This window comes from Streptomyces atratus, from assembly GCF_900119365.1.
Taxonomy (GTDB): domain Bacteria; phylum Actinomycetota; class Actinomycetes; order Streptomycetales; family Streptomycetaceae; genus Streptomyces; species Streptomyces atratus_B.
In genome coordinates this window covers 25,748-51,615 of sequence record NZ_FPJO01000017.1, presented here as the reverse complement: position 1 = coordinate 51,615, position 25,868 = coordinate 25,748, and the positions used below count along the sequence as shown (strand labels likewise).

The 25,868-nt window shown below is 69.7% G+C and carries 25 protein-coding genes and 2 pseudogenes; 19 read left to right on the top strand and 8 right to left on the bottom strand.

Going from position 1 to position 25,868, the window contains the following annotated elements; translation table 11 throughout:
• Positions 1–161 precede the first annotated feature (161 nt).
• On the top strand, positions 162–1,787 hold the full coding sequence (locus BT364_RS25215; protein ID WP_072487526.1) for a protein kinase domain-containing protein: 1,626 nt from the start codon (positions 162–164) through the stop codon (positions 1,785–1,787).
• A 31-nt stretch (positions 1,788–1,818) separates the two neighbouring features.
• On the opposite strand, the gene BT364_RS25210 is transcribed toward BT364_RS25215, so the two are convergent.
• From BT364_RS25210 to BT364_RS25200, 3 genes are all read right to left on the bottom strand, one after another.
• Complete coding sequence (locus BT364_RS25210; RefSeq protein ID WP_072487622.1) at positions 1,819–2,811, bottom strand: phosphotransferase; 993 nt, start codon at positions 2,809–2,811, stop codon at positions 1,819–1,821.
• Between the two features lie 162 nt (positions 2,812–2,973).
• Entirely contained in the window at positions 2,974–3,417 is a 444-nt protein-coding gene (locus BT364_RS25205) for a pyridoxamine 5'-phosphate oxidase family protein (protein ID WP_072487525.1), read from the bottom strand.
• A gap of 142 nt (positions 3,418–3,559) precedes the next feature.
• A complete protein-coding gene (locus BT364_RS25200) occupies positions 3,560–4,219 on the bottom strand; it encodes a response regulator (protein ID WP_072487524.1) in 660 nt (219 codons plus the stop codon).
• Between the two features lie 340 nt (positions 4,220–4,559).
• On the opposite strand from BT364_RS25200, the gene pdhA reads away from it, so the two are divergent.
• The 8 genes and pseudogenes from pdhA to BT364_RS25160 all read left to right on the top strand — a co-directional run bounded on the left by pdhA (position 4,560) and on the right by BT364_RS25160 (position 10,737).
• The gene (gene pdhA, locus BT364_RS25195) at positions 4,560–5,765 is read left to right on the top strand and encodes a pyruvate dehydrogenase (acetyl-transferring) E1 component subunit alpha (protein ID WP_072487523.1); all 1,206 of its coding nucleotides are present in this window, start codon (positions 4,560–4,562) and stop codon (positions 5,763–5,765) included.
• A 2-nt stretch (positions 5,766–5,767) separates the two neighbouring features.
• Positions 5,768–6,748 carry an alpha-ketoacid dehydrogenase subunit beta gene (locus BT364_RS25190; RefSeq protein WP_072487522.1) on the top strand — a complete coding sequence of 327 codons (981 nt, stop codon included), beginning with the start codon at positions 5,768–5,770 and terminating at the stop codon, positions 6,746–6,748.
• Positions 6,749–6,758: 10 nt separating this feature from the next.
• On the top strand, positions 6,759–8,171 hold the full coding sequence (locus tag BT364_RS25185) for a dihydrolipoamide acetyltransferase family protein (protein ID WP_072487521.1): 1,413 nt from the start codon (positions 6,759–6,761) through the stop codon (positions 8,169–8,171).
• 222 nt (positions 8,172–8,393) lie between these two features.
• Positions 8,394–8,600: a hypothetical protein gene (locus BT364_RS25180; protein ID WP_072487520.1), complete on the top strand. Its 207-nt coding sequence runs from the start codon at positions 8,394–8,396 to the stop codon at positions 8,598–8,600.
• Positions 8,584–9,108 carry a DUF6879 family protein gene (locus BT364_RS25175; protein ID WP_072487519.1) on the top strand — a complete coding sequence of 175 codons (525 nt, stop codon included), beginning with the start codon at positions 8,584–8,586 and terminating at the stop codon, positions 9,106–9,108. The genes BT364_RS25180 and BT364_RS25175 overlap by 17 nt, the downstream gene beginning before the upstream one ends.
• A pseudogene (locus BT364_RS25170) lies at positions 9,092–9,815 on the top strand (helix-turn-helix domain-containing protein). Before BT364_RS25175 ends, BT364_RS25170 begins: the two are co-directional and overlap by 17 nt.
• A 140-nt stretch (positions 9,816–9,955) precedes the next feature.
• Positions 9,956–10,186 (top strand): DUF397 domain-containing protein, encoded by a 231-nt coding sequence (locus tag BT364_RS25165; protein ID WP_072487518.1) that lies wholly within the window; start codon positions 9,956–9,958, stop codon positions 10,184–10,186.
• An 83-nt stretch (positions 10,187–10,269) separates the two neighbouring features.
• Positions 10,270–10,737 carry a hypothetical protein gene (locus BT364_RS25160; RefSeq protein WP_072487517.1) on the top strand — a complete coding sequence of 156 codons (468 nt, stop codon included), beginning with the start codon at positions 10,270–10,272 and terminating at the stop codon, positions 10,735–10,737.
• Between the two features lie 6 nt (positions 10,738–10,743).
• Here BT364_RS25160 and BT364_RS25155 read toward each other — a convergent pair whose 3' ends face one another.
• Positions 10,744–11,223, bottom strand: coding sequence for an ATP-binding protein (locus tag BT364_RS25155; RefSeq protein ID WP_072487516.1), 480 nt, complete (start codon positions 11,221–11,223; stop codon positions 10,744–10,746).
• Between the two features lie 252 nt (positions 11,224–11,475).
• On the opposite strand from BT364_RS25155, the gene BT364_RS25150 reads away from it, so the two are divergent.
• The 6 genes and pseudogenes from BT364_RS25150 (at position 11,476) to BT364_RS25125 (ending at position 15,129) form a co-directional block, all read left to right on the top strand.
• A complete protein-coding gene (locus tag BT364_RS25150; protein ID WP_072487621.1) occupies positions 11,476–12,357 on the top strand; it encodes a helix-turn-helix domain-containing protein in 882 nt (293 codons plus the stop codon).
• A gap of 5 nt (positions 12,358–12,362) precedes the next feature.
• Entirely contained in the window at positions 12,363–12,554 is a 192-nt protein-coding gene (locus BT364_RS25145) for a DUF397 domain-containing protein (protein ID WP_072487515.1), read from the top strand.
• 73 nt (positions 12,555–12,627) lie between these two features.
• Positions 12,628–13,167 (top strand): GNAT family N-acetyltransferase, encoded by a 540-nt coding sequence (locus BT364_RS25140; RefSeq protein ID WP_107408304.1) that lies wholly within the window; start codon positions 12,628–12,630, stop codon positions 13,165–13,167.
• A gap of 338 nt (positions 13,168–13,505) precedes the next feature.
• Positions 13,506–14,270 (top strand): DUF6879 family protein, encoded by a 765-nt coding sequence (locus tag BT364_RS25135; protein WP_072487514.1) that lies wholly within the window; start codon positions 13,506–13,508, stop codon positions 14,268–14,270.
• A 12-nt stretch (positions 14,271–14,282) separates the two neighbouring features.
• Positions 14,283–14,618: pseudogene (locus BT364_RS25130) on the top strand (helix-turn-helix domain-containing protein); the annotation flags it as partial.
• Positions 14,619–14,694: 76 nt separating this feature from the next.
• Complete coding sequence (locus BT364_RS25125) at positions 14,695–15,129, top strand: VOC family protein (protein WP_072487513.1); 435 nt, start codon at positions 14,695–14,697, stop codon at positions 15,127–15,129.
• 66 nt (positions 15,130–15,195) lie between these two features.
• Here BT364_RS25125 and BT364_RS25120 read toward each other — a convergent pair whose 3' ends face one another.
• On the bottom strand, positions 15,196–16,095 hold the full coding sequence (locus BT364_RS25120) for a D-alanyl-D-alanine carboxypeptidase family protein (RefSeq protein WP_072487512.1): 900 nt from the start codon (positions 16,093–16,095) through the stop codon (positions 15,196–15,198).
• Between the two features lie 229 nt (positions 16,096–16,324).
• On the opposite strand from BT364_RS25120, the gene BT364_RS25115 reads away from it, so the two are divergent.
• Both BT364_RS25115 and BT364_RS25110 read left to right on the top strand, forming a co-directional pair.
• Positions 16,325–17,008, top strand: a complete 684-nt coding sequence (locus BT364_RS25115) for a GntR family transcriptional regulator (protein WP_072487619.1) — start codon at positions 16,325–16,327, stop codon at positions 17,006–17,008.
• Complete coding sequence (locus tag BT364_RS25110) at positions 17,005–18,315, top strand: MFS transporter (protein WP_072487511.1); 1,311 nt, start codon at positions 17,005–17,007, stop codon at positions 18,313–18,315. The genes BT364_RS25115 and BT364_RS25110 overlap by 4 nt, the downstream gene beginning before the upstream one ends.
• A 111-nt stretch (positions 18,316–18,426) precedes the next feature.
• Here the strand turns inward: BT364_RS25110 and BT364_RS25105 are convergent, their stop codons facing one another.
• The gene (locus BT364_RS25105) at positions 18,427–19,251 is read right to left on the bottom strand and encodes a maleylpyruvate isomerase family mycothiol-dependent enzyme (RefSeq protein ID WP_072487510.1); all 825 of its coding nucleotides are present in this window, start codon (positions 19,249–19,251) and stop codon (positions 18,427–18,429) included.
• Positions 19,252–19,422: 171 nt separating this feature from the next.
• On the opposite strand from BT364_RS25105, the gene BT364_RS25100 reads away from it, so the two are divergent.
• The gene (locus tag BT364_RS25100) at positions 19,423–20,220 is read left to right on the top strand and encodes a carbon-nitrogen family hydrolase (protein WP_072487509.1); all 798 of its coding nucleotides are present in this window, start codon (positions 19,423–19,425) and stop codon (positions 20,218–20,220) included.
• Positions 20,221–20,252: 32 nt separating this feature from the next.
• Here BT364_RS25100 and BT364_RS25095 read toward each other — a convergent pair whose 3' ends face one another.
• Entirely contained in the window at positions 20,253–20,744 is a 492-nt protein-coding gene (locus tag BT364_RS25095) for an LURP-one-related/scramblase family protein (RefSeq protein WP_072487508.1), read from the bottom strand.
• A gap of 64 nt (positions 20,745–20,808) precedes the next feature.
• On the opposite strand from BT364_RS25095, the gene BT364_RS25090 reads away from it, so the two are divergent.
• Positions 20,809–22,659, top strand: coding sequence for an NHL domain-containing thioredoxin family protein (locus BT364_RS25090; protein WP_072487507.1), 1,851 nt, complete (start codon positions 20,809–20,811; stop codon positions 22,657–22,659).
• Between the two features lie 34 nt (positions 22,660–22,693).
• Here BT364_RS25090 and BT364_RS25085 read toward each other — a convergent pair whose 3' ends face one another.
• Positions 22,694–25,705: an AfsR/SARP family transcriptional regulator gene (locus BT364_RS25085; protein WP_072487506.1), complete on the bottom strand. Its 3,012-nt coding sequence runs from the start codon at positions 25,703–25,705 to the stop codon at positions 22,694–22,696.
• Positions 25,706–25,868 lie beyond the last annotated feature (163 nt).

Sequence of the window (25,868 nt, the reverse complement as noted above, 5' to 3'; positions counted from 1 at the left end):
CAGGACCCGCATCAAATTTGCGTGGACGGCACGCCGGGCAGTTGGGTAACCGGTCCCTCCCGGGAACGGTGTGTCCGGAAGAGGCTGTAGCGTGACGTGGCAATGCAGCTAGACACCGTGAGAACCCGCGGACGCGCGGACAGATACGACGGCGAGGACTGATGGCACCCGATTCCGAAGCAAACGGCGGCGGAGTTTCGGATGGCACCGACTCCTGGGGCATCGGTGGTGTTGTCGGTGACGGACGTTACCGGATGACCCATCGCCTCGGCCGGGGCGGTATGGCGGAGGTTTTCGCGGCCGAGGACGTCAGACTCGGGCGTACCGTCGCGGTGAAGCTCCTGCGCTCCGATCTCGCCGAGGACCCCGTCTCCAAGGCCCGGTTCACGCGCGAGGCGCAGTCGGTCGCCGGGCTCAACCATCACGCGATCGTCGCCGTGTACGACTCCGGCGAGGACATCGTGGGCGGGGCGACTGTCCCCTACATCGTGATGGAGCTGGTCGAGGGCCGCACCATCCGCGATCTGCTGATCAGCGCCGAGCCCCCGCCGCCCGAGCAGGCCCTGATCATCGTCTCCGGCGTGCTCGAAGCGCTGGCGTACTCGCACCAGCACGGCATCGTGCACCGCGACATCAAGCCGGCCAACGTGATCATCACCAACTCCGGTGCGGTCAAGGTGATGGACTTCGGCATCGCGCGTGCGCTGCACGGCGCGCAGTCGACGATGACCCAGACCGGCATGGTCATGGGCACGCCGCAGTACCTCTCCCCCGAGCAGGCGCTGGGCAAGGCCGTCGATCATCGCTCCGACCTCTACGCCACCGGCTGCCTGCTGTACGAACTCCTGGCGCTGCGGCCCCCGTTCACAGGCGAGACGCCGCTGTCCGTCGTGTACCAGCACGTGCAGGACATTCCGGTCCCGCCGTCCGGGGTCCTGGACGCGGTGCCGCCGGAGCTGGACGGGCTGGTCATGCGCTCCCTCGCGAAGGACCCGGACGACCGGTTCCAGAGCGCCGAGGAGATGCGCGGCCTGGTCCAGTACAGCCTCCAGATGCTTCAGGTGCAGGGCGGCCACACCGGTACGTGGAACACCGGCCCGGTCGCGATGCACGAGGGCGGGCACACCCCGGCCATGGGCGTCGCCGGGGCCACGATGGCGATGGGGCACCCGCCGCACGGGGACACCTCGCAGGGCCCGATCCTGCCGCCGATGAACCCCGACGACGGCGGCTACGAGGGCGGGCACCAGGGCGGTGGCGGCCGAGGCAAGCTGTGGCTGTTCGTCGTGCTCGCGCTGATCGCCATCGGGGCGGGCGTCGCCATCGCGGTCAACGCCGCGCAGGGCACCGGCTCGAAGCACGAGAAGAAGCCCGACAAGGTCTCCAGTTCGCCGTCCCCGAAGAAGAGTTCGTCCGGGCCGCGCGATGAGGAGAGCGAGCAGACCCAGGTGCCGGAGAACTCCACCGGCAACCAGCAGGACCCCCCGCCGCCGCGGACCTACCCCCCGTCGACGGCCCCGAGCCAGCCGTCCGTACCCCCGTCGACCGAACCGTCCGGGCCGACCACCGGTACGGCCGACGGCGGCACGGGTGCGGCCGATGGCGGTACGGGTGGGGCCGACGGTGGTACGGGTGGGGCCGACGGTGGTACGGGTGGGGCCGATGGCGGTACGGGTGGGGCCGACGGTGGTACGGGTGGGGCCGATGGCGGTTCGGGTGCGGCCGACGGTGGTGCCACCACCGGTACGTCCGCGGCGACCGGGGCCAGTACGGGTACCACCCCCTAGCCCGTGCTGACCCGGACGTTCACGGGCGGAATCACCCCGTGAACGCCTCGCGCACCGTCTCGTACTCGCGCGTCCACCAGACCGCCAGGGCCGACACCGCAGGGAACTGCGGGTCGGCCCTTCGGTCGTCCAGGCAGTACCGCCAGCGCAGTATCCAGAAGTCGTTGAGCCGTTCCCACCACACCCGGTGCACCGCGGCGGCCAGTTCCGTCGCCCCCGCCCCGGCCGCCCGCCGGTAGGCCCGCGCGTACGCCCGTACCTTCTTCAGCTCCAGCTCCCCGACCGGCAGTACGAAGAAGATCGCCGCGGCCCGTACCGCCTCCTCCGCCCTCGGTTGGACCCCCAGCCGGTCCCAGTCGAGGATCGCGACCGGGTCCGCGCCCCGGTACAGGACGTTCAGCGGGTGGAAGTCGCCGTGCACCCAGCCGGTGGCCGGGGCGCCGGGCGTCGGGGGCCTGCGGTCGGCGTGACGTTCCAGCAGGGTGCGCCGCTCCAGCAGGCGGTGCTCGGCCAACTCGTCGAAGCAGTCCCGCCGGTGGCGCCCGCGCGCGGCCGTCAGCAGGTCGTCGATGAGTGCGAAGGTGTCGCCCGGGTCGGCGCTCCGGTAGCCGCAGGACCGGTGCGCGAGCCCGGTGCCCGACCCCATGACCTGTTCGAGCCCGGTGTGCACCGCCCCGAGCAGCGCCCCGAGCCGCTCCGACTGGGCGGTGCTGAGCTGGGCGCCCGCCCGGTGCAGCCCGTCCACCCACGGGTGCAGGGCGTAGCACCGGCCGCCGATCTCGGTGACCGTGTCGCCCTCGGTGTCCTGCACGGGCGGGGCGACGGGCACGCCCAGCGACTGGAGCCGCTGGGTGGCGCGGTGCTGGCGGACGATCGTGGCGCGGTCGCCGGTGGAGTCGTCGAGATGGTGCTTGAGGAAGTAGGAGCCGCGGGTGGTGGAGACGCGGTAGCCGTGGTTGAGCAGGCCCTGGGTGATGGGCTTGCAGCTCAGGGGTTCACCGGTGTCCGGATAGTGGCGCAGCACCTCGTTCACCGGAGGCACCGGCGGCTGCCGTGGCACGGACGGGAGGAGCACCTTGTCCACCGGGGACACGGGCGGAGCGGGCACGGGCGGGAACAGCACCTCACCGGCCGATGGAACGGGCGGAAGGGTGACAAATGAGCGCGGCACTCACCAGATGTTAGATCACGCTGTGTTGCTGATCGGCTGACTTGCGTCGAAGCCCAGAGTGTGCACGGAGACGAAGTGCGGTTCGAGCCCGAGGTACGCCGGGTCGAAGGGCTCGCCGTTCACCCGGGCGGGACCGACGCCGAAGAGTTCGCGCTGGCCGGGCGCCGGGTGCACGATCTCGGCGGTGCCGGTGAACTGCACGGCCCACAGATCGCCGTCGCCCCCCGGACCGGCGCCGCCCGGACCGGCGGTGCTGAAGTTGTCCGCGCCGTACGCCACGACTGTGCCGTCGCACGCGTTGTGGTACCCGAAACCGCTGTGCATCCGCAGGACCACGCGACCGTCGATCACGACGTGGCGGGCCACCGACAGAAACGGGAGGGCCCGCATGCTCGTCGCCAGCCGGCCGTACCGGACGCGGCCGAGCAGTTCGATCGCCTGGAGTTCCTCGGAGGACATGACCTCCACTCTCCGTCACCGGCGAGGTCACAGAAAGAGGCCGCAGCCCCGGTTGCTCCGGGACCAAAGTCCCGAAGAACGCCGGGGCGCGCTGCCCCTTCCGGCCCGCTCCCGCGCCGTCCCGGTCGCCCGGGTGCGGCGCTCAGCGCTTCTCCGCCTGCAGCCTGGCCACGTACGCGGCAGCCTGCGAACGCCGCTCCATGCCCAGCTTGGAGAGCAGACTGGAGACGTAGTTCTTGATCGTCTTCTCGGCGAGGTGCAGCCGCTCGCCGATCACCCGGTTCGTCAGCCCCTCGCCGATCAGGTCGAGGATCTTGCGCTCCTGGTCGGTGAGACCGGCGAGCTTGTCCTCGCCCCGGCCCTTCTTGCCGTTGCGCAGCCGCTCCAGCACCCGGGCGGTCGCCACCGGGTCCAGCAGCGACTTCCCGGCCGCCACGTCGCGTACCGCGTTCAGCAGTTCGTTGCCCCGGATCGCCTTCAGCACATAACCCGACGCGCCGGCCATGATCGCGTCGAAGAGCGCCTCGTCGTCGGCGTACGAGGTGAGCATCAGGCATTTGACGTTCTCGTCCCTTGAGCGGACCTCCCGGCAGACCTCCACCCCGCTCCCGTCCGGCAGCCGTACGTCGAGCACCGCCACATCGGGCCGGGTCGCGGGGATGCGGACCAGGGCGTCGGCCGCGGTGCCGGCCTCGCCGACGACCTCGATGTCGTCCTCGGACGAGAGCAATTCATGGACTCCGCGTCGGACGACTTCGTGGTCGTCCAACAGGAAAACGGTGATTTTTCCTTGTTCGCGCACAAAACGCAGTCTCACACACTCGCCTCTTCCCTGCCGCCGAACGGCGGGATAACGTGCCGTTGTTCCGGCGGCCTGCGAGGCTGTTACCAGTGCTGTGACCAGCGAGAGTTCCCGACTTTTTCGATTTACTTGGAAATCCAAGCAAAATCGCAGGTCAGATAGGGTTTCGCAGTTATGCGGCGTACTGGGTAACGTGCTTTTGGCAGGGCGCTCGCCGGGGCACCTGTCACGCCTGTTCCCGGACCGAGCGGCACCCACCCCGTGCACGGGTACGGACACAGGCGAGCCGCACTGGCTTCCCGGCAGACCCCGGGGGCCGGACCGACGGAGGAGCACGCACGTGACCGTGGAGAGCACTGCCGCGCGCAAACCGCGACGCAGCAGCAAGCGGACCAGCGCCGTGAAAACGACCGCGAAGACGACCGCGAAGACGACCGCGAAGACGTCCGCGAAGACGCCACAGAGTTCCGAGCCCGAGCTCGTACAGCTGCTGACGCCCGAGGGCGAGCGCGTGGAGCATCCGGACTATTCGATCGACCTGACCGCGGACGAGCTGCGCGGTCTGTACCGGGACATGGTCCTGACCCGCCGCTTCGACGCCGAGGCCACCGCCCTCCAGCGCCAGGGCGAGCTGGGCCTGTGGGCGTCGCTGCTCGGCCAGGAGGCCGCCCAGATCGGCTCCGGCCGGGCGCTGCGCGACGACGACTACGTCTTCCCGACGTACCGCGAGCACGGCGTCGCCTGGTGCCGTGGGGTCGACCCGACCAATCTGCTCGGGATGTTCCGCGGCGTGAACCACGGCGGCTGGGACCCGAACAGCAACAACTTCCACCTGTACACGATCGTCATCGGCTCGCAGACCCTGCACGCCACCGGCTACGCCATGGGCGTCGCCAAGGACGGCGCGGACTCGGCCGTGATCGCGTACTTCGGTGACGGCGCCTCCAGCCAGGGGGACGTCGCCGAGGCCTTCACCTTCTCCGCGGTCTACAACGCCCCGGTCGTCTTCTTCTGCCAGAACAACCAGTGGGCGATCTCCGAGCCGACCGAGAAGCAGACCCGCGTCCCGCTCTACCAGCGCGCGCAGGGCTTCGGCTTCCCCGGTGTCCGGGTCGACGGCAACGACGTACTCGCCTGCCTGGCCGTCACCAGGTCGGCGCTGGAGCGGGCCCGCCGGGGCGAGGGTCCCACCCTCGTCGAGGCGTTCACCTACCGGATGGGCGCGCACACCACCTCCGACGACCCGACGAAGTACCGGGCGGACGAGGAGCGGGCCTCGTGGGAGGCCAAGGACCCGATCCTGCGGCTGCGCGCGTACCTGGAGAAGGAGGGCGCCGCCGACGAGGCGTTCTTCACCGCGCTGGACGAGGAGAGCGAGGCCCTCGGCAAGCGGGTGCGTGAAGCGGTACGGGCGATGCCCGACCCGGACCCGATGGCGATCTTCGACCACGTCTACGCCGACGGGAACCCGCTCGTCGACGAGGAGCGCGCCCAGTTCGCCGCCTACCAGGCATCGTTCGCAGACACCGCCGAGGAGAGCAAGTAGCCATGGCCATGGAAAAGATGTCCATTGCGAAGGCTCTCAACGAGTCGCTGCGCAAGGCCCTCGACACCGACCCCAAGGTCCTCATCATGGGTGAGGACGTCGGCAAGCTCGGCGGGGTCTTCCGGATCACCGACGGGCTCCAGAAGGACTTCGGCGAGGACCGGGTGATCGACACCCCGCTCGCCGAGTCCGGCATCGTCGGTACGGCGATCGGCCTGGCCCTGCGCGGCTACCGGCCGGTCGTGGAGATCCAGTTCGACGGTTTCGTCTTCCCCGCGTACGACCAGATCGTCACGCAACTCGCCAAGATGCACGCCCGCGCGCTCGGCAAGATCAAGCTGCCGGTCGTCATCCGGATCCCGTACGGCGGCGGCATCGGCGCGGTCGAGCACCACAGCGAGTCGCCCGAGGCGCTGTTCGCGCACGTCGCGGGGTTGAAGGTGGTCTCGCCGTCGAACGCGAGCGACGCCTACTGGATGATGCAGCAGGCCGTCCAGAGCGACGACCCGGTCATCTTCTTCGAGCCGAAGCGCCGCTACTGGGACAAGGGCGAGGTCGAGACCGACTCCATCCCGGGCCCGCTGCACAAGGCATCGGTGGCCCGCACCGGCACCGACCTCACGCTCGTCGCGTACGGCCCGATGGTGAAGGTCTGCCTGGAGGCGGCCGCGGCCGCCGAGGAGGAGGGCAAGTCGATCGAGGTCCTGGACCTGCGCTCGATGTCCCCGATCGACTTCGACGCCATCCAGACCTCGGTCGAGAAGACCGGCCGGCTCGTCGTGGTCCACGAGGCGCCGGTGTTCTACGGCTCCGGGGCCGAGATCGCCGCCCGGATCACCGAGCGCTGCTTCTACCACCTGGAAGCACCGGTGCTGAGGGTCGGCGGCTACCACGCCCCGTACCCGCCGGCGCGGCTTGAGGACGAGTACCTGCCGGGTCTCGACCGTGTGCTCGACGCCGTCGACCGCTCGCTGGCGTACTGAGGACTGGGACGTGACAACGATGACCGACACTTCCAACGCTGCTCGCTTCCGTGAGTTCAAGATGCCCGACGTGGGCGAGGGACTCACCGAGGCCGAGATCCTCAAGTGGTACGTCCGGCCCGGCGACACCGTCACCGACGGCCAGGTCGTCTGCGAGGTCGAGACGGCGAAGGCGGCCGTGGAGCTGCCGATCCCGTTCGACGGGGTGGTGCACGAGCTGCGCTTCCCCGAGGGCACGACCGTCGACGTCGGCCAGGTGATCATCGCGGTGGACGTGGCACCGGGCAGCGGTGACGCGGCCCCGGCGCCGGTCGCCGCGCCGGTCGCGGAACCGGAACCGTCGGAGCCGGAGGCTCCCAAGGGCCGTCAGCCGGTCCTGGTCGGGTACGGCGTCTCCGAGAGCTCGACCAAGCGGCGGGCCCGCAAGGGTGCGGCCGCTTCCGTCCCGGCCGCCGCGGCGGCGATCCAGGGCGAGATGAACGGCCACGGCGCCGTGGTCCCGGAGAGCCGTCCGCTGGCCAAGCCGCCGGTCCGCAAGCTGGCCAAGGACCTGGGCATCGACCTGGCGACGGTCGTCCCGACCGGCGAGGGCGGGATCATCACCCGCGAGGACGTGCGCGCGGCTGCCGCGCCCGTACCGGCACAGGCCCCGGCGCCCGTCGCCGCGGAGGCCGTCCCCGCTCCGGAGGCCCCGGCTCCGGTCGTGGTCACCACGGTGGGCGCCCGCGAGACCCGTATCCCGGTCAAGGGCGTACGCAAGGCCATCGCGCAGGCCATGGTCGGCAGCGCCTTCACGGCCCCGCACGTCACCGAGTTCGTCACCGTCGACGTGACGCGCACGATGAAGCTGGTGGCGGAGCTCAAGGAGGACAAGGACATGGCGGGGGTGCGGGTCAACCCGCTCCTGATCATCGCCAAGGCCCTCCTGGTCGCGATCAAGCGGAACCCGGAGGTCAACGCCGCCTGGGACGAGGCCAACCAGGAGATCGTGCAGAAGCACTACGTGAACCTGGGCATCGCCGCCGCGACCCCGCGCGGTCTGATCGTGCCGAACATCAAGGACGCGCACGACAAGACCCTGCCCCAGCTCGCCGCCGCACTGGGCGAGTTGGTTTCCACGGCCCGGGACGGCAAGACCTCCCCGGCCGCGATGGCGGGCGGCACGGTGACCATCACCAACGTCGGTGTCTTCGGCGTCGACACGGGCACGCCGATCCTGAACCCGGGCGAGTCCGCGATCCTCGCGGTCGGTGCGATCAAGCTCCAGCCGTGGGTCCACAAGGGCAAGGTGAAGCCCCGTCAGGTCACCACGCTGGCCCTGTCGTTCGACCACCGCCTGGTCGACGGCGAGCTCGGCTCCAAGGTCCTGGCGGACGTCGCCGCGATCCTGGAGCAGCCGAAGCGGCTGATCACCTGGGCGTAGGGGTACGAGACGGGCCCGCGCACACCGAGGCGCGGGCCCGTCGGCGTGCTGGAATCGGGGCAACCGATCGCGGATGTCCTTCGCAGATGCACGCGGCCATCCACCATGATCTTTATGCGAGTACGCGCATAAGGTGCGTCTGTACGTAGACGTCCCTTCTGCCCCGCCGTAGCGTCATGGTGACCGGCCCGCAGGGGGCCAGGGCAAGGGGGCTCGACAGCTATGGCACGCGAGGAACTGACCCGGCTCACCGGTAACGGGAATGGCACCTGCGGCGACGAGGACTGTCCGAACGTCTATCGGACATCGAGCGGCACACTGGTCGTTCAGGGAAACGTCTCCGAGGCGTTCGCGCCGCCGTCCGGAGAGGCACTGGTGGAGATTCCGGAAGAAGTGCTGAAGGAGGCCGTACGTGCTCTTGGATGGTGACGAGTGGCGTCGGCGGTTCGCGGAGATCGAACGGGAAGCATGGCGGCTTGAGACCTTGCCGCAGTACCTCGTAGCACACGAGGCAGAAGAGTTCGCAGCGTTCCGTGAAGGTCGGCCGATCACCCCGTACTCGACTTCCTCGTACACGGAACGAGTCTCCCGCCAGCGCGCCGAGGGGAAGCGAAACGGACGGGTGCACATCGTCACGCAGCCGCTCTCCGACTACCTGCGATTCGAGTTCGCTCGCTACTACGAGGCGCATAGTCGGGCGGGGGATGACATTCGGATTCTCGACGTGACGAACCGAGCCAACCCCCTCGATGGGGTTCGAGACTTCTGGATGTTCGACCAGGCAGAAGTCGTCCTCATGAACTACGAGGCGGACGGAAGCCAGATCAGCCGTGAGGTGTTCGAGGGTGACGTGTCCTCGTTCGTCGAATACCAGCGGGTCGCGATAGCGGAGTCGGTCCCTTTCGAGGAGTACGTGAACGGTGGCCTTCGAGCCTGACCGGCTCGACCAGTCCGGTCTGGAACTGGCGGCCATGCTCAAGCATCTGCGCAAGCAAGCCGGACTTTCGGGAGTCCGGCTTGCTGTGCGTTGCAATATTTCTCAGTCCAAAATCAGCAGGATCGAAGGGAACAAGATACTTCAGCCGCGACGACGGAGGACTGGACAAGAAGCAACTTGAGCTGGCCGGGTTGGAGGCTGTGACCAATGAGTTCCGGCACTTCCTGCTGTCCATGAACACGGGCCTGCTGGCCACGCCGGAGTACATCAGGGAGAGCATCGCCCACGCTCCGCCGACGCAACAGGCCAAGGCGATCGGCATGAAGCTGGACCGGCAGTCTGTGCTGTTCGACCGGGCCAAGCGCTTCACGTTTCTACTCACCGAGCAAGCCGTCAGATATCCACTGCTGCCACTGGACGCGATGGCCATGCAGATCGACCGGCTGGCCTCGCTCGCCATGCAGGCAAATATCCGGGTTGGTGTACTGCCCATGCGGGTAAAGTTCAGCAACGCTCCGCTGAGTACGTTCACTATTTACGACGACCGCTTGGCAACCATTGAGACAGACCTTGGTGCAGCCGTCTTCCGGAATCCCAAGGACGTTCGTTCGCTCCTCGACCGGTTTACCAGTTACGAGGCACATGCCCTCTTCGGGGACGACGCGCGGGCGCTATTGAGTAAGTGGGCCTGGTCATTCCGCCAGTGATCTTTATTCGGTAACGCGAATAAAGCTGGAGATACATCATCGGCAGTCCGAGGATGTATCCATGCCGACCGAGCCGAAGAATTACAGGCAGAAGGTGTCGGCATATCTACCCGTCGCTGATCGCGTAGAAAGGCACACCCATGTCCGAAACAGACCTGTACAGCCTGCCCGTCGAGGGAGCCACGTTCCTCAAGGCGTGCGGGGGCAACACGCATCCGGACGGAGAGTCCTGCGCCACGCTGGCGAAAATCGGCCCCGACGCGTGGGCACTGGGCGACAGCAAGCGGCCCGGTGCGGAGCCGCTGAGGTTCACCACTGCCGAACTGAACGCGGCCGGCGTCGACCCGGGCCGCTTCACCATCTCGGCCTGAGCGGCCGCCCCCGCTGGCTGGCGATCTCTGCTCGCCAGGGGGGGGGCGGGGGCGCCTTCAACTGCTCGGGAAAGGAGGAGTAGTTGCATTATCACGGTTACCTGTGGACTGGCGCCAAGCAGCGCTTCGACGATGAGGCTCTGAGGCGGCCTCCCCATCCTGATCCCCCCTCGGCTGACGGTAAGCCGGAGCTGGTTCAGCGGTACAAGGAAGTGAAGACGGAGTTTCCCGTCGTGGACCTCCCGCCGCTCGAAACGGCGTACTGGCTCATCAAGCCCAGGAAGTTGGTGCGCGGAACCTGGAGGCGGCCGAAGGAAGCAGCGGAATGGTTCGGGGAACGGCTTACTGAGCATGCGCCCCGGTTCGTCTCCGAGTCGGACCGTGAGGGTGCGCGAATGGCGATGCTGGTTAATTCCGCCTCTGACCGGATCGGTTGGGGTGGGGATGTGTCGCACGGGTTCTATCTGGAGCGGCCTGCGTTCCTGTCTCTGGCCCTGGTGTGCTGTTCTTCGAATCGGGCCATGCCGGGACTGGAGTGCCCGTTGCGGTAGGTCCGCTCAGCTACGAGATGGGCTCGCGCGAAGTTCGCGCGAGCCCATCGGCATGTCCGGCCTCTGCCGCAGGGCGAGTTCGGCGAACACGGTCTTGCCGACGGTGCGCGGCTCGACGCCCCAGCGGTCCGCGAGCCGCGCGACGATCAGGAGCCCCCGCCCGTAGCACTCGTCGTCCCCGGCCTCACGCAGTCCGGGCAGCCGCTCGCCGCGCGCGTCGCTCACCGCGATTCGGAACGTGGTCGCGGTGAGCGTGAGGTGGACGCGGAAGAGGCGGCCCTCGATGGCGCCGTGCAGCAGTGCGTTGGTCGCCAACTCGCTGACCAGCAAGGCCGCGTCACCGGACAGGCCCGGATGCCCCCACTCGGCGACGAGCCGCGCGGTGCGGCGTCGGGAGAGGGAGACGCTGCGCGCGGTGGGGGTGTAGTCGAGCCGGTCCTCGCGGAGGACAGGTTCGGGGACGGAGATCTGTTCGGCTGCGGTCATGGGCGCGTGCCTCCGTGAGTGCGGGCGGTGGCGATGCCGCGCTTGCGGGGCGCCGGGTCCTGGTTCGGTCCCGGTGCAGGGCAGGGCGGTGCACTTCCGCCGGTTCCGGCTCCGCTGTGCGAGCGGTGGAACACCGACAGTAGCGGTGTGATTGCGTGTGCAGCAATAAGTTCGGGCAGAAATTTCTCTGCCCTAGTTGGTGTTCGAGGAGAATGCGCCCCAGACTTGGGCGACTCGGCGGAGGGATGCGACGTGGCAGGTAACAGCCCTGATCGGGGGCGGACGGTCTCGACTGTGCTCGGGCGCCGTCTCGGCGGCGAGTTGCTGCGAATGCGTGAGGCGCGCTCCCTGCGGCAAGCGCACGCTGCGGAAGCGCTGACGGCGTCGGTCGCCAAGGTCGCGAAGATCGAGCGGGGCCTCGTACCGATACGGGACCCCGACATCAGGGCCTTGTGCCACCTGTACGGCGAGGTCGGCGCCGATTTCATCGACAGGTTGCTGGCACTCGCCAAGACCGACCGCGAACGTCGCAAGGCAAGCGGTTGGTGGAATCAGTACCCGGGACTTCAGTCCATGGCCGAGTACGTGGCGCTGGAGGACATCGCCACCAGTCTTCGTACCTGGCAAGTCGCCATCGTGCCCGGACTGTTGCAGACCCCGGACTACGCCAGAGCGCTCGCTGTGGGAAACGGGTCCTGGGAGGACCCCGACGAGATCGAACCCTTCGTCGAGTCCAGGATGGCGCGGCAGGCGCGGTTGAGTGGCGACCGCCCGCTTGAGCTGCGGGTGGTGGTGCACGAAGGCGCCCTGCGTCAGCTGGTGGGCGGACGCGAGGTGATGAAGGAACAGCTCGGCAGGCTGCTGGACGTGGCGCGGCAGCCGAACGTGAAGCTTCAGGTGATGCCGTACATCGCGGGTGCTCACCCCGGCATGACAAGTGCCTTCACCATCGTGTCCTTCGCTGAACCGGGAGCGCTCGACGTGGTTCACATGGATACGACCTCGACCACTCTCTGGCTGGAGAGCGATACTGATGCCGAGCGCCACGGCAGCCTTTTCGACCGCATCTCGCGTCTGGGGCTTGCGCAACACACCTCGGTCAGACTCATCAACGCCATCCTCAAGGAGCTGTAAACCGCGTGCCCGGGTACAAGTTCGTCAAGTCCAGCTACAGCGGCGGCAACGCGGGCCAGGAGTGTGTCGAAGTGGCCCGCAACATCCCCCGCACCGTCGCCGTCCGCGACTCCAAGCGTCCCGACGGCCCCGTCATCGTCCTCGGCCCCACCGCCTGGGACGCCTTCCGGGCCGGGCTGGTCCGGTCGTCGGACTGACCCGGCCCGGCCGGCCGGCGCCTGTTGCGAAGGCCGCTGTTCACTGGCCTTCGGGCTGTGTTTCCATGCCGCAGTGAAGAGCGAGAGCGTGTCCGGCGCGGATGTACCCCCGAGTGTCCGACGGCGGACCGATCGCGATCTCGGTGACTGTGCGCGGGTGCTGGCAGAGGTCCATGAGCACGATGGCTATCCGGTGAACTGGCCCGACTCCCCAGGCGCATGGCTCACACCGCCATCGCTCATCGCCTCATGGGTGGCGGAACTGGACGGCCGCGTGGCCGGTCATATCGGCTTGTCCCGGAGCGGCGTGGGAGACGCGGCTCCCGGGCTGTGGAGCGCTCGCGCAGGGCTGAGTATCGACGCCACCGCCGTGGTCAACCGACTGTTCGTCGCCCCGTGGGCCCGCGGCCACGGGATCGGTGCGCTGCTGATGGGGCAGGCTGTCGCAGAAGCGCAGGATCGTGGCTTGCATCCGGTGCTCGACGTGCTGGCTTCGGACACCGCGGCGGTTGTTCTGTACGAGCGGCTCGGCTGGCAGCTGCTGGCCACAGTCGAGCAGCAGTGGAGCCCGGAGCAGAAGGTGACCGTCCGGTGTTATGCGGCGGCAACCTGAGGTGGTACCTCCAGCACGGTCGCCTCGTGGCGGATCACCACGACCACAGGACGTGACCACCCTGACGGCACTCCAGATGCAGGTCCTCGTAACCGGGCCGCAGAGCGACGGCGTATTCCGCGGACATCGGTGCGCTGCCGTTCACGCGGCGCGGTGTGACCATGAACAGGACGGCAGGGAGGGGGAGTTACCGGACTCGATGCAATGTTCTCGAATGTTCTGCTGTGCCAGGTCAATGTTCTCGTGTGGTCCCGCGCAAGGCGGCATGCTTGTGGCGCGGGTGCGGACGAGTTGGTGATGCTGGTGGCAACAGGGCCACACACCATCGGGAGGCGACCATGGCACGACGACTCCGCTTCAACGGCACCGACAGCAAGAACGGTGGCTGCCCCGCTGTGCACGAAGATCTCGACTCCGGTGAGATCGTCGTCCAAGGAACGCCGCTCACCGACCCCGAGGACGTCGCCCAGCTCCAGCACCTCGGGCCCGGAGACGCCGCGGTCGTGGTGCCGCGTGAACTTCTCGTCCATCACGGTCCCAAGGAGGCAGCCCACGTGCCTGTGCTGATCGGCCTGGAGGAGTTCGGGCGCCTCTTCGAGACCTTCGAGCACTCGGCCTGGCATCTGGAGACCCGGCGGGGCTACGCATCGGACAGGGAGGATCCCGGGTATGCGGAGTTCCTTGCGACTGGCACGGTGTCGTGCGACCTCGACAGCGAGTGGTGCGTGAACATCCGCCGACAGACGGCTGACGGAAAGTATGTGGGGCGGGTGCGTGTCGTCGACAGCCCGCCGACCGATGGGCAGCTGTTTCTGCTCGGGTACTCGACGTGCAACGCGGCCACGGGCGAGGACGTGCGGAACCTGTGGCGCGAGGATGCGGAGGGACTCCGGCTGCCCGCTGAAGACTTCTGGATCTTCGACAGTCGATTGGTGGCCGTGCTGCGCTTCGATGACGCGGACGTCTTCCATGATGTGGAGGTCATCACGGAGCCTGCCGAAGTCTTGCGGTACTGCCAGATCCGCGATGCTGCGATGCACGGGGCCTTGCCCTACGCAGAGTTCGCGGCGCAGCTCGGCGTCGGCCTTGCCCGACAGCACTAGCCGGCGGAACCAGTGGGCACGGACTTTCAGCAGGCCAGAAAGGCTCTCGGGCTGTGCTTGAGGGAACTCCGACTGTCAGCCCCGGGAGGACGGCTCACCGGAACGGAACTCGCTCGGCGGCTCGGTTGGCCGCACTCCAAGATCTACAAGCTGGAGAACGGCCGACAGACCGCCACCGGTGACGACCTGCGGGCCTGGGCCGAAGGGGTCGGCCGGCCGGATGTCCTTGACGAGTTGTACGCCCGGCTCCAGGGCTTCGAGTCGCACATCCGGTCGTGGCGGCGTCAGCTGGCCTCGGGACACAAGGCGGTCCAGGACACCCACCTGAGCGCCCACGCCGACTCTTCGCAAAGGAAATCCGCTGGTCAACGTACGCATTCTCGCCGGGAATTGAGCTGCCGAGGTGCGCTGTTAGGGTGGCCTGATGGCATCGGTCAAGAAGATCCAGGTCACCTTCGACTGCGCGGACCCCGAGCGTGTCGCTCGATTCTGGTGCGAGGTGTTGGGGTACGTCGCACCGCCGGCACCGGAGGGGTTCGACTCCTGGGACGCCTACAACGACTCGCTGCCGCCCGAGGAGCGGGGTGCGTGGTTCGCGTGCTCCGATCCCACGGGTGAGGGCCCGCGCATGTACTTCCAGCGCGTTCCCGAGGGCAAGGTCGCCAAGAACCGGGTGCACCTCGACGTGCGGGCCGGCACCGGGCTCGTGGGTGCGGAGCGGCTGGCCGTGCTTGAGGCCGAACGCGATCGGCTGGTGGCGCTCGGCGCGGTGTGCACGAAGGTGCTGTATGCCGATGAGGACAACGAGTCGTGCATCAATATGCAGGACGTCGAGGGCAACGAGTTCTGTCTCGACTGAGCATCCTCCGGTACGGCGAGAGGGGGCCCGCGTGATGCGAGCCCCCTCTGTGCGTGCGGTGCCGGGCTACTTCTTGAAGGAGTAGTCCATGATCTTCTTCATGTCCGCGCTGCGGTTGGCCGCGGACGTGGAGGCGAGCACCGTACCGATGACCGTCTTGCCGTTGCGGGTCGCGGCGAAGACCAGGCAGTACTTGGCCGTCGGGCCGGAGCCGGTCTTCACGCCGATGGCGCCGCTGTAGCTGCTGAGCATGGTGTTGGTGTTGGACCACGACATGTACCGGTAGCCGCCGGACTTCGTGGTGACCTTCTGCTTGGTCGACTTGGTCTTGACGACCGAGCGGAAGGTGGAGTGCTTCATCGCGCTGCTGGCGATCTTCGTCAGGTCGCGCGGCGTCGAGTAGTTCGAGCCTTTCCCTATGCCGTCGAACGAGTCGAAGTGGGTGTTCTTCAGCCCGAGGGACTTGGCCTGGGCGTTCATCTTGCCGATGAACGACTTCACGCGGGCCGCGCGGGTGGAGCCGGAGCCGAACTTGTCGGCCAGTGCGTAGGCGGCGTCGCAGCCGGACGGCAGCATCAGGCCGTACAGCAGCTGGCGGACCGTGACCTTGTCGCCCACGATGAGGCGGGCCGACGAGGCGCCCTTGGAGACGATGTAGTCGCTGTACGCCTTCTGGATCGTGACCTTGGAATCCAGGTTCAGGTTCTTCTGCGACAGCACCACCTTGGCCGTCATGATCTTGGTGGTGGAGCCGGTGGAACGACGGGTGTCCGCGGTCTTGGCGAACAAGGACTTCGCGGTGCCGTTGTTCATCACGTACCCGCCCGCGGCGGTGATCTTGGGGTTGGGCAGCGTGGCGGCCTGCGCGGTGGAGGCGAACGCGCTGCCCGCGATGACGGCACCTGCCGTCAGGGCCACGGTGGCAGTGGCAGTAACGCGGTTTATGCCCTTAATGCCGATTTTCAACTTGAACGCTCCAAATGCCCCTGGAATGCGGCCACATGTGGGTGCCGCTCGGTGGTGAGACTCATGAGAGCGGGGGATGGATGTGCTGATTCCTGGGGCAATTGCAGGGCTACGGGTGATTCCGGCCATGATCGTGTGAAGTGGTGCGGGCTTGTCCGTGGCGGGTGGGCGTCCGTCCGGATCCCGGACCGGTTTCGTCATGCACGCATGTTGTATCTATGCTGTGTACATGCCTGCCGCACCCCCAGCCGTGAAGCCTGCCGTGAAGTCCGCCGTCAAGCAGCCCCCCGCCGCCGAGCGCGTGTACGCCCACATCAAGGAGGCGGTCCTGGACCGCCGTTACGAGGGCGGCACGCTCCTGACCGAAGGAGATCTCGCGGAGGCCGTCGGCGTCTCCCGTACGCCGGTGCGCGAGGCGCTGCTGCGGCTGGAGGTCGAGGGGCTGATCAAGCTGTACCCGAAGAAGGGCGCCCTCGTCCTCGCCGTCTCCGCCCAGGAGATCGCGGATGTGGTGGAAACCCGGCTGCTGGTCGAGGAGTTCGCGGCCCGCAAGGCCGTGCCCGCCTCCGCGCAGCTGATCGGCCGGCTCGAAGAACTCCTGGAGGAGCAGCGGCAGCTGGCCGAGGCCGGGGATCTGGCGGAGGTGTCCGTGAAGGACCGCTGCTTCCACGCCGAGATCGTGCGCAACGCGGGCAACGACATTCTCTCGCGCCTCTACGACCAGCTGCGCGACCGGCAGTTGCGGATGGGCGTCGCCGTGATGGAGGCGCACCCGGGGAGGATCGCCGCCAACATCACCGAGCACGGTGAGCTGCTGGAGGCGATCAGGGCCGGGGACGCGGACTGTGCCGCGCAGGTCGTGCGGCGCCATGTCGGCCGGGTCAAGGTGCTCGTCAGGGGTGAGGACCGGTGAGTTCTGCCGCCGCTCCCACCCTGTCCCTGCCCGGCGATCCACCCGGCGGCCGGCGTGCCGCGTGGGTCTGGGGCATCGGGGTCGCCGTCTACTTCGTCGCCATCATCTTCCGCACCAGCCTGGGCGTCGCCGGGCTGGATGCCGCCGACCGGTTCCACGTCAGCGCCTCCGCGCTCTCCACGTTCTCCATCCTCCAGCTGCTCGTCTACGCGGGCATGCAGATACCCGTCGGCCTGATGGTCGACCGGCTCGGCACCAAGAAGGTCCTCACCTTCGGGGCCGTCCTGTTCACCCTCGGGCAGCTCGGCTTCGCGCTCTTCCCTTCGTACGGCATGGCGCTGGCGTCCCGGGCGCTGCTCGGCTGCGGTGACGCGATGACGTTCATCAGCGTGCTGCGGCTCGGCGCCCGCTGGTTCCCGGCCCGGCGCGGCCCGCTGATCGGCCAGGTCGCGGCGCTCTTCGGGATGGCGGGCAACCTCGTCTCGACGCTCTTCATCGCGCGGGCCCTGCACGGATTCGGCTGGACCACCACATTCGTCGGCAGCTCCGTCGCCGGGGTCGTCGTCCTCGTTCTGTTGCTGCTGTTCCTGAAGGACCACCCCGAGGGCCACGAGCCGCCGCCCGCGGAACACGCGGGCGCCGCCTATGTGCGCAAGCAGATCGCCGCGGCCTGGCAGGAGCCCGGCACCCGGCTCGGCATGTGGGTGCACTTCACCACGCAGTTCCCGGCCATGGTGTTCCTGCTGCTGTGGGGGCTGCCGTTCCTGGTGGAGGCGCAGGGGCTCAGCCGGTCCACCGCCGGTGAACTGCTCACCCTGGTGGTGCTCTCCAACATGGCTTTCGGGCTGGTCTACGGGCAGATCATCGCCCGCCACCACGCGGCCCGCGCCCCGCTGGCCCTCGGCACGGTCCTGGTGACGGCGCTGCTCTGGGCATCGGCCATCTTCTACCCCGGCGACCACGCGCCGATGTGGCTGCTGATCGTGCTGTGCGTGGTGCTCGGCGCCTGCGGCCCGGCCTCGATGATCGGCTTCGACTTCGCACGGCCGGCCAACCCGCCGGAGCGGCAGGGCACCGCGTCGGGCATCGTCAACATGGGCGGCTTCATCGCCTCGATGACCACGCTGTTCGCCGTCGGTGTGCTGCTGGACGCGACCGGCGACAACTACCGGATCGCGTTCGCCTCGGTCTTCGTGCTGGAGGCGCTCGGCGTCGTACAGATCCTGCGGCTGCACTCCAGGGCCACGCACCGCGAGCGGAACCACCATGTGGTCAGCCGCGTGGAGGCCGTGCACGTACCCGTGTGACCGCTCGTCATGCCGGATCGGCGGCGCGCCCGTCCCTCGTGCGACGGGCGCCGCCGATCATGACGTCACGGCGCTGAGCCGTCACGCCGTCAGGCCGTCACGGCTCACGGCTCACGGCGTCACGGCGAAGTTCTGCAGGATCGCCGTCGCCAGGTCCTCGTCGCCCTCGACCTTGATCCGCTCGGCGACCGCGGCCGCGCGCACCCGCCCGCAGGCGAGGAGGAAGTACGTCTCCCAGTCCATCGCCAGCGTCACCACGGGCCCGAGCGACGGCGAACCGTCCACCGAACCACGGCCCTCCGCGTCGACCCTGACGGTGCGCAGGAACTCCAGCGGCCCGTGCACATCGAGCACGACCGCCGAATTGGCCGGCGCTCCCGCGTCCTTGGCGACCACCTTCGGCAGCGCCTCCAGCAGGGTGTCCCGGACGACGGTCGCGCCGGGGGAGTCCAGATTGCCGGGCTGACCCAGCGTCGCGCGCAGGTCCTGCTCGTGCACCCAGACATCGAAGACGCGCATCCGCAGCGCCAGTTCGAGGGTCTGCTCGGCGCCGAGCGGCGCGCGGACCATGGTCTCGGGGTCACGTGTCTCGTTGCGGAGCTGACGCGCCCGGCGGATGATCGTGTACTCCAGCTCGGAGGTCATCTCCGGCGCGGTGTGGTGCCGCCGCACATCGACCTGCATCTCCATGTAGCGGGCGAAGTCGCTCTGTACGTGGTAGAGGTCGCGGGGCAGGGAGTGGATCGGGCGCGGGTCGCCGAGCTGTTCGGACTCCATGCCGATGACGTGCGAGACGATGTCGCGCACCGACCAGGCGGGGCATGGCGTACGGCGGTTCCACTCTCCCTCGGCGAGCGGCTTCACCAGCTCGGCTATCGACTCGATGGAGTGGGTCCAGGCATCGGCGTAGTTCTGGAGGCTGGGATGGACGGTCACGGGACCCCTCGTGCGGTTCTGCGGTGCATGGGCTGGAGAAGCTGGGCGCGGGCGGCGGGCTGCGTGGGAGGTTCGTTCGCTAAGTTACGCTGCGAGCAGGCACCCCGGCAGTGCTTTCGTGTGACGATCGTAGGCCTGTGTTGACGGCTCGAATGCCAGGACGGTGGTAGTGTGCGCGCCTCCCTCATCCAGATCGCAGTAGACCCGGACGAATCCGTCAATGCCCGAAGGCAGCGTGCGGCTTCGCTGATCGCGGGCCGGCGCGGTGCGGACCTGGTGGTCCTTCCCGAGCTCTGGCCGGTCGGCGCGTTCGCCTACGACGCCTTCGCGGACGAGGCCGAACCGCTCCAGGGGCCCACCCACGACATCATGGCGAAGGCCGCGGCCGACGCCGGGGTCTGGCTGCACGCGGGCTCCTTCGTCGAGCGCGCCGCCGACGGCACCCTCTACAACACCTCGCTCGTCTTCACGCCCGAGGGCGAGCGGGCCGCCGCGTACCGCAAGATCCACCGCTTCGGCTTCGACCAGGGCGAGGCGGTCATGATGGGCGCCGGCGAGGAACTGGTCACGGTCGCCCTGCCGCAGACCACGCTGGGCCTCGCGACCTGTTACGACCTGCGCTTCCCGGAGATGTTCCGCGGCCTGGTCGACGCGGGCGCCGGCACGCTGATCGTCTCGGCGGGCTGGCCCGAGCGGCGCCGCGCCCACTGGACGCTGCTGGCGCAGGCCCGTGCCGTCGAGAACCAGTCGTACGTCCTGGCCGTCGGCTCCGCGGGCACCCATGCCGGAGTCCAGCAGGCCGGGCACAGCATCGTGGTCGACCCGTGGGGCGAGGTACTCGCGGAGGCCGGCGCGGACGAGGAGGTGCTCGACGTGGAGTTCGACCCGGCGAGGGTGGCGGCGACCCGTGAGCAGTTCCCGGCCCTCAAGGACCGCCGCCTGGGACTGGCCCCGCCCAGGCTCCGGTAGATTCGCTTCGTTTCACGTGAAACCGGGGCGGATCAGTCCTCGCGCTCCTTGTCCGCGAGCACGATGACGCAGACCGATACGGCGATGAGCAGCGCCGCGTCGGCGTCCTCCCGTACGACATCGATGCCGTAGGTGTCCCGGACGGTCAGCCGGCGCCGGGAGATCTGGGCCAGCAGTTCCCCGTCGTACTCGATGGCGAACTCGCGGTCCAGGATCTTGCCGCTGACGTCGAGTTCGGTGCCGTCGACCAGCGTGACCCGGTAGTGGTTGCGCAGCAGCGACAGCCTCTTGCGCTTGATCCTGGCGAGCTGTTCGCCGTCGCGCTCGATGAGCATCGTGTCGCGCAGGCTGAGCAGCTTCTGCCGGATCTCGACCAGGATCCGGCCCCGTGCGTCCTTCAGCTCGAAGGTGTCCCGCACCCGCATGGCCTTGCCGTCGACGAGGAACACCTTGCGGCCGTCCGCGTCCTCGATCCAGTAGTCGTCACCGACGGCGAAGAGTCGTTCACGCACCAGGAATCTCATGGCTCACAGGTTCCCCGAGGTCCCTGCGGAATGTGTGGACGCCACGGTGATGTTGACTGTTCACATGGCAACACGTGCGCGCGTCAGGGCTCCCGAACTGGTCGGCAAGGGCGGCTGGCTCAACACAGGCGACCAGCAGTACACCCTCGCCGACCTGCGAGGACGCATTGTGGTTCTGGATTTCTGGACCTTTTGCTGTGTGAACTGTCTGCATGTCCTCGATGAGCTGCGCGAGCTGGAGGAGAAGCACCGCGACACCCTGGTGATCATCGGGGTGCACTCGCCGAAGTTCGTCCACGAGGCCGAGCACCAGGCCGTCGTCGACGCCGTCGAGCGGTACGAGGTCCACCACCCGGTCCTCGACGATCCGGAACTGGCGACCTGGAAGCAGTACGCCGTACGGGCCTGGCCCACGCTCGTCGTCATCGACCCCGAGGGCTATGTCGTCGCCCAGCACGCCGGCGAGGGCCATGCGCACGCCATCGAGAAGCTGGTCGAGGAGTTGGAGGCCGAGCACGCGGCGAAGGGCACGCTGAGCCGCGGCGACGGCCCCTATGTCGCGCCCGAGCCGGTCGCCACCCATCTGCGCTTCCCCGGCAAGGCGCTGCTCCTGCCCGACGGCGGTTTCCTCGTCTCCGACACCACCCGCCACCGCCTGGTCGAACTCGGACCCGACGGCGAGACGGTGCGCCGCCACATCGGTGCGGGCGAGCGGGGCTTCGCCGACGGCGGGCCCGACGAGGCCCGGTTCTCCGAGCCGCAGGGGCTCGCCGTGCTGCCCGACGGCCGGATCGCGGTCGCCGACACGGTCAACCACGCCGTCCGCGCCCTCGACCTCGCCACCGGGGAGACGACGACGCTCGCCGGCACCGGCCGTCAGTGGTGGCAGGGCTCGCCGACCTCCGGACCCGCCCGCGAGGTCGACCTCTCCTCCCCCTGGGACGTCGCCTGGTTCGCCGACCGGCTGTGGATCGCCATGGCGGGTGTGCACCAGCTGTGGACGTACGACCCCGCGACGCAGACCGTCGAGGTCGCGGCGGGCACCACCAACGAGGGCCTGGTCGACGGGCCGGCCGACGAGGCGTGGTTCGCCCAGCCGTCCGGGCTCGCCACGTCCGCCGACGGGGAGCGGCTCTGGGTCGCCGACTCGGAGACGTCCGCCCTGCGGTACGTCGAGCGCGACGGGGACGGCTTCGCCGTCCGTACCGCCGTCGGCACCGGGCTCTTCGACTTCGGGCACCGCGACGGCGCCGCCGGACAGGCCCTGTTCCAGCACCCGCTGGGGGTGGCGGCCCTGCCCGACGGGTCCGTCGCCGTCTGCGACACGTACAACCACGCCCTGCGGCGCTACGACCCCGGGAGCGGCGAGGTCACCACTCTGGCCACGGATCTGCGCGAGCCCAGCGACGCCGTGCTGGTCGACGGCGATCTCGTCGTCGTCGAGTCCGCCCGGCACCGGCTGACCCGGCTGCGGCTGCCCGAGGAGGCCGTACGCGTCGCCGACCGGGCGCACCGCACACAGCGCGCGGCCACCGAGATCGCCCCGGGCACGCTCCGGCTCGATGTGGTCTTCCAGGCGCCCGCCGGGCAGAAGCTGGACACCCGGTACGGCCCCTCGACCCGGCTGCTGGTCTCGGCGACGCCGCCGGATCTGCTGGCCGAGGGCGCGGGCCCCGGCAGTGACCTCTTCCGCGAGCTGGTCCTGGCCGACGACGTCACCGAGGGCGTCCTGCACGTGTCGGCGATGGCGGCGTCCTGCGACGACACTGCATCCGACAGCGGCTCTGCCGCGGGCGCGAACGAGTACCCGGCCTGCCATGTCCACCAGCAGGACTGGGGAGTCCCCGTCCGTGTGAGCGCGGCGGGAACGGCCCGGCTGCCGCTGGTGCTGGCGGGAATGGACGAGCAGCGATAGGGCCCGAGCCCTTCCGGGTCCCGCCCGGGAGGGCTCACCCGTCGTCGGTGAGCCGGCGGACCGCCTCCTCGTACCGCTTGCGGTACTCCGGCTCGGCCGTCACCCGCAGCAGCGCCTGGAGGGCCCGCACCGCGCCCTCGTCGTAACCGGCGCGCTCCGCCTGCCCGGCCGCCCGGTCCAGCAGCCGGATCCCGTCGTTCTCCTCGCCCAGCGCCAGACGGGCCTCGCCGCTGGTGGTCAGCAGCAGCACCCGGCGGGCGATCTCCTCGTGCTCGGGCCCCAGGTCGAGTGCCGTCCGGGCGGATTCGAGGGCTTCGTGCGGCCGGTTCGCGGCCAGCTGCATCCGGGCGAGATGCTGGAGCGCCAGCATCTCGGTGTGCGCGTCCTGCTCCTCACGGGCCAGCGCGACGGCCCGCTCGCACCCCTCGAGAGCCGTGTCGAGATCCCCCTGCTCGGTCAGGACGACGGCCAGGTTGATCAGCGCGGTCGTCTCGCCGAGCCGGTCGCCGGCCTGCCGGGCCAGACCGGGCGAGCGCTCCAGCAGGGCGACGGCCTCGGCGGTCCTGCCCTCCTCGGCCAGTACCCAGCCCAGCAGGTTGATCACCCTCGACTCGGCGTACGCGTCGTCGTGGGCGCGGGCCGAGTCCAGCGCCAGCTCCAGCAGCGGGGACCAGTTGTCCCGCACCCGCCACACCACCTGCGGCCACTGGAGCAGGACGATCCGCCACGCCCGGTCGTGGAATCCGGCGGTCCGGGCGGCGTCGGCGGCCAGCGCCAGATCGTCGCGTTCGGCAGCCAGCCAGTGCATCGCCGCCGCCCGGTCGACGAAGTCCCGCACGGCGACCGGGCGGCGGTAGTCCTCCGGCAGCACGAAGCAGGGCTCGCCGCCGGGCTCGGCCGTGTCGGCGGCGGCCAGCGCGGTGGCGATGTAGTGGTCGAGGACCCCGATGAGTGCCTCGGACCCGCCCTCGGGGTCCATGCCGCGGGCGTAGAGGCGCACCAGATCGTGCAGCACCCAGCGTCCGGGCGCCGTCTCGGTGACGAGATGGGCGGCGGCGAGCCGTTCCAGCGCCGCCGTGGCGACGACCGGGTCGGTGCCGGCGAGCGCGGCGGCCGTGTACGGGTCGAAGTGGCTGCCGGGGTGGTGGCCGAGCCGGGCGAGCTGGTGGACGGCGTCCTGCGGCAGCTGCTGCACGGTCAGCCGCAGCGCGGCCGAGACGCCGGTGTCGTCCACGTCGAGGTACGTCAGCCGGCTGCGTTCGTCGGCCAGTTCGTCGGCGAGACCGGCCAGCGTCCACGTCGGGCGCCCGGCCAGCCGGGCCGCAGTGACCCGCAGGGCGAGCGGCAGTCCCCCGCAGAGTTCGGCGAGCCGACGGGCCGCGACCGGTTCGGCGAGCACCCGGTCCTCACCGAGCACACCGGCCAGCAGGGCCGTGCCGTCCGGCGGTTCGAGCACGTCGAGCGGGACGGGACGGGCCGCGTCCGAGGCGATGAGGCCCTCCAGCCGGTGGCGGCTGGTGACCAGCGTGACGCAGTCGGTGCCGCCCGGCAGCAGCGGCCGGACGGTGGCGGAGTGGCGGGCGTTGTCGAGTATGACGAGCAGGCGGCGCCGGTCGGTCAGGGCCCGGAAGAGCGCGGCCGCGGCCGCGACGGACTCCGGGACGCGGCGGGGCGCGACGCCGAGCGCCAGCAGGAACTCGCGCAGGACCTCGATGAGTGCGGGCTCGCCGGTGTCGCTGAAGCCGCGCAGATCTGCGAAGAGCCGCCCGTCCGGGAAGGCGGCCGGGTTGCGGTGCGCCCATTGCAGGGCCAGTGCGGTCTTGCCCACCCCGGCCGGTCCGGTGACCAGGCAGACGGGTGCCTCGCCCGCCGCGGCCCGGGTGAGCGCGGCCAGTTCGGCGGGCCGCCCCTGGAAGCCGCGGGGTGCGCGGGGCAGCAGATCGGTGGGGTGCGGCTCGCCGGCCAGGGACGGCACGGGGAGGGGACGGGGCGGCGCGGCGCCGGGCGCGCCGGTCGTACCGACGCCTGTACCGACGCCTGTACCGGCGCCCGTACCGACGCCTGTACCGACGCCTGTACCGACGCCTGTACCGGCGCCCGTGCCGCCGGTCGGGGCGGCCGGTTGTGCCGTGGATCCGCCGTCCGTTCCGGTCCGCGGGTCCGCCACCGGACGGGCCGCGGGCACGGTCCCGTTGCCGGAGCCGCCGCCGTTGCCGTCACCGCCGCCTGCCCGGACCGGGCCGCGAGGCGTGGCCCCCCGCCCGTCGGGCGCGTTCCGTCCGCCTTCCCGTCCGGCGTCCGGCCCGGGGTCGCCGCGCAGGATCAGCGCGTACGCGTCGGCGAGCTCATGTCCGGGATCGATCCCCAGCTCATCGGCGAGCAGCCGCCGCGTACGGTGGAACCAGTCCAGCGCCTCCGACTGACGCCCCGCCCGGTACAGCGCCGTCATCAGGGCCGCCGCCAGCGACTCCCGCATCGGATGCGCGACGGCCTCCGCCCGCAGCACCGACGCCGCCCGGTTGTGCTCCCCCAGCGCCGCGTAGGCGCGCGCCAGTTGCTCGACGGTCGCCAGCCGCGACTCCTCCAGCGAGTGCGCGGCGGCCTGGAGCGGCCGTCCGGCGAACGCGCCACTGAGCGCCGGCCCCTGCCACAGGGACAGGGCCTCCTTGAGCATCAGCACCGCGTCGGCGGGGCTGCGCTGCCCCCGCGCCAGCGTCAGCAGTTCCTCGAAGCGCTGCGAGTCCAGCAGGGTCTCCGGCAGCCGCAGCACATACGCGTCGCCGAGGGTGACCAGCTCCACCCCGTACGCCTCCGCGTCCGCACCCACCAGCAGGGCGCGCAGCCGGGACACATGGCCCTGGATGACGCTGCGGGCGTGCAGCGGCGGTGTGTCGTCCCAGAGCGAGTCCGTCAGTCTGGCGATGGAGACGGGGGTGTTGGCGGACAGCAGCAGCGCGGCGAGCAGACTGCGGCGCTTGGCGGGGCCGAGCGGCAGCGGCCCGGTGAACGTGTCGACGGAGACGGTGCCGAGCAGCCGGAACTCCACGAGCGGCTTCCCTTCCGGGCGGGATGCGCCCGGGGGCGGGCACGGGAAAGTCCCAGGATATCGGGGGTGCCGGGGAGCCGACGACGGGTTGTGCCCGATCGGCGGGGTGCGCGCGCGGCGGCCGCCGCGCGCCGACGGGCCGACGTTGCGGAGCGTCTCGCGC

Bases quoted from the DNA above. Each gene is read 5' to 3' on its own strand.
- BT364_RS25215 (WP_072487526.1), top strand. From the start codon at position 162: ATGGCACCCGATTCCGAAGCAAACGGCGGCGGAGTTTCGGATGGCACC.
- BT364_RS25205 (WP_072487525.1), bottom strand. From the start codon at position 3,417: ATGTCCTCCGAGGAACTCCAGGCGATCGAACTGCTCGGCCGCGTCCGG.
- BT364_RS25190 (WP_072487522.1), top strand. From the start codon at position 5,768: ATGGCCATGGAAAAGATGTCCATTGCGAAGGCTCTCAACGAGTCGCTG.
- BT364_RS25180 (WP_072487520.1), top strand. From the start codon at position 8,394: ATGGCACGCGAGGAACTGACCCGGCTCACCGGTAACGGGAATGGCACC.
- BT364_RS25165 (WP_072487518.1), top strand. From the start codon at position 9,956: ATGTCCGAAACAGACCTGTACAGCCTGCCCGTCGAGGGAGCCACGTTC.
- BT364_RS25155 (WP_072487516.1), bottom strand. From the start codon at position 11,223: ATGACCGCAGCCGAACAGATCTCCGTCCCCGAACCTGTCCTCCGCGAG.
- BT364_RS25135 (WP_072487514.1), top strand. From the start codon at position 13,506: ATGGCACGACGACTCCGCTTCAACGGCACCGACAGCAAGAACGGTGGC.
- BT364_RS25125 (WP_072487513.1), top strand. From the start codon at position 14,695: ATGGCATCGGTCAAGAAGATCCAGGTCACCTTCGACTGCGCGGACCCC.
- BT364_RS25115 (WP_072487619.1), top strand. From the start codon at position 16,325: ATGCCTGCCGCACCCCCAGCCGTGAAGCCTGCCGTGAAGTCCGCCGTC.
- BT364_RS25095 (WP_072487508.1), bottom strand. From the start codon at position 20,744: ATGAGATTCCTGGTGCGTGAACGACTCTTCGCCGTCGGTGACGACTAC.
- BT364_RS25090 (WP_072487507.1), top strand. From the start codon at position 20,809: ATGGCAACACGTGCGCGCGTCAGGGCTCCCGAACTGGTCGGCAAGGGC.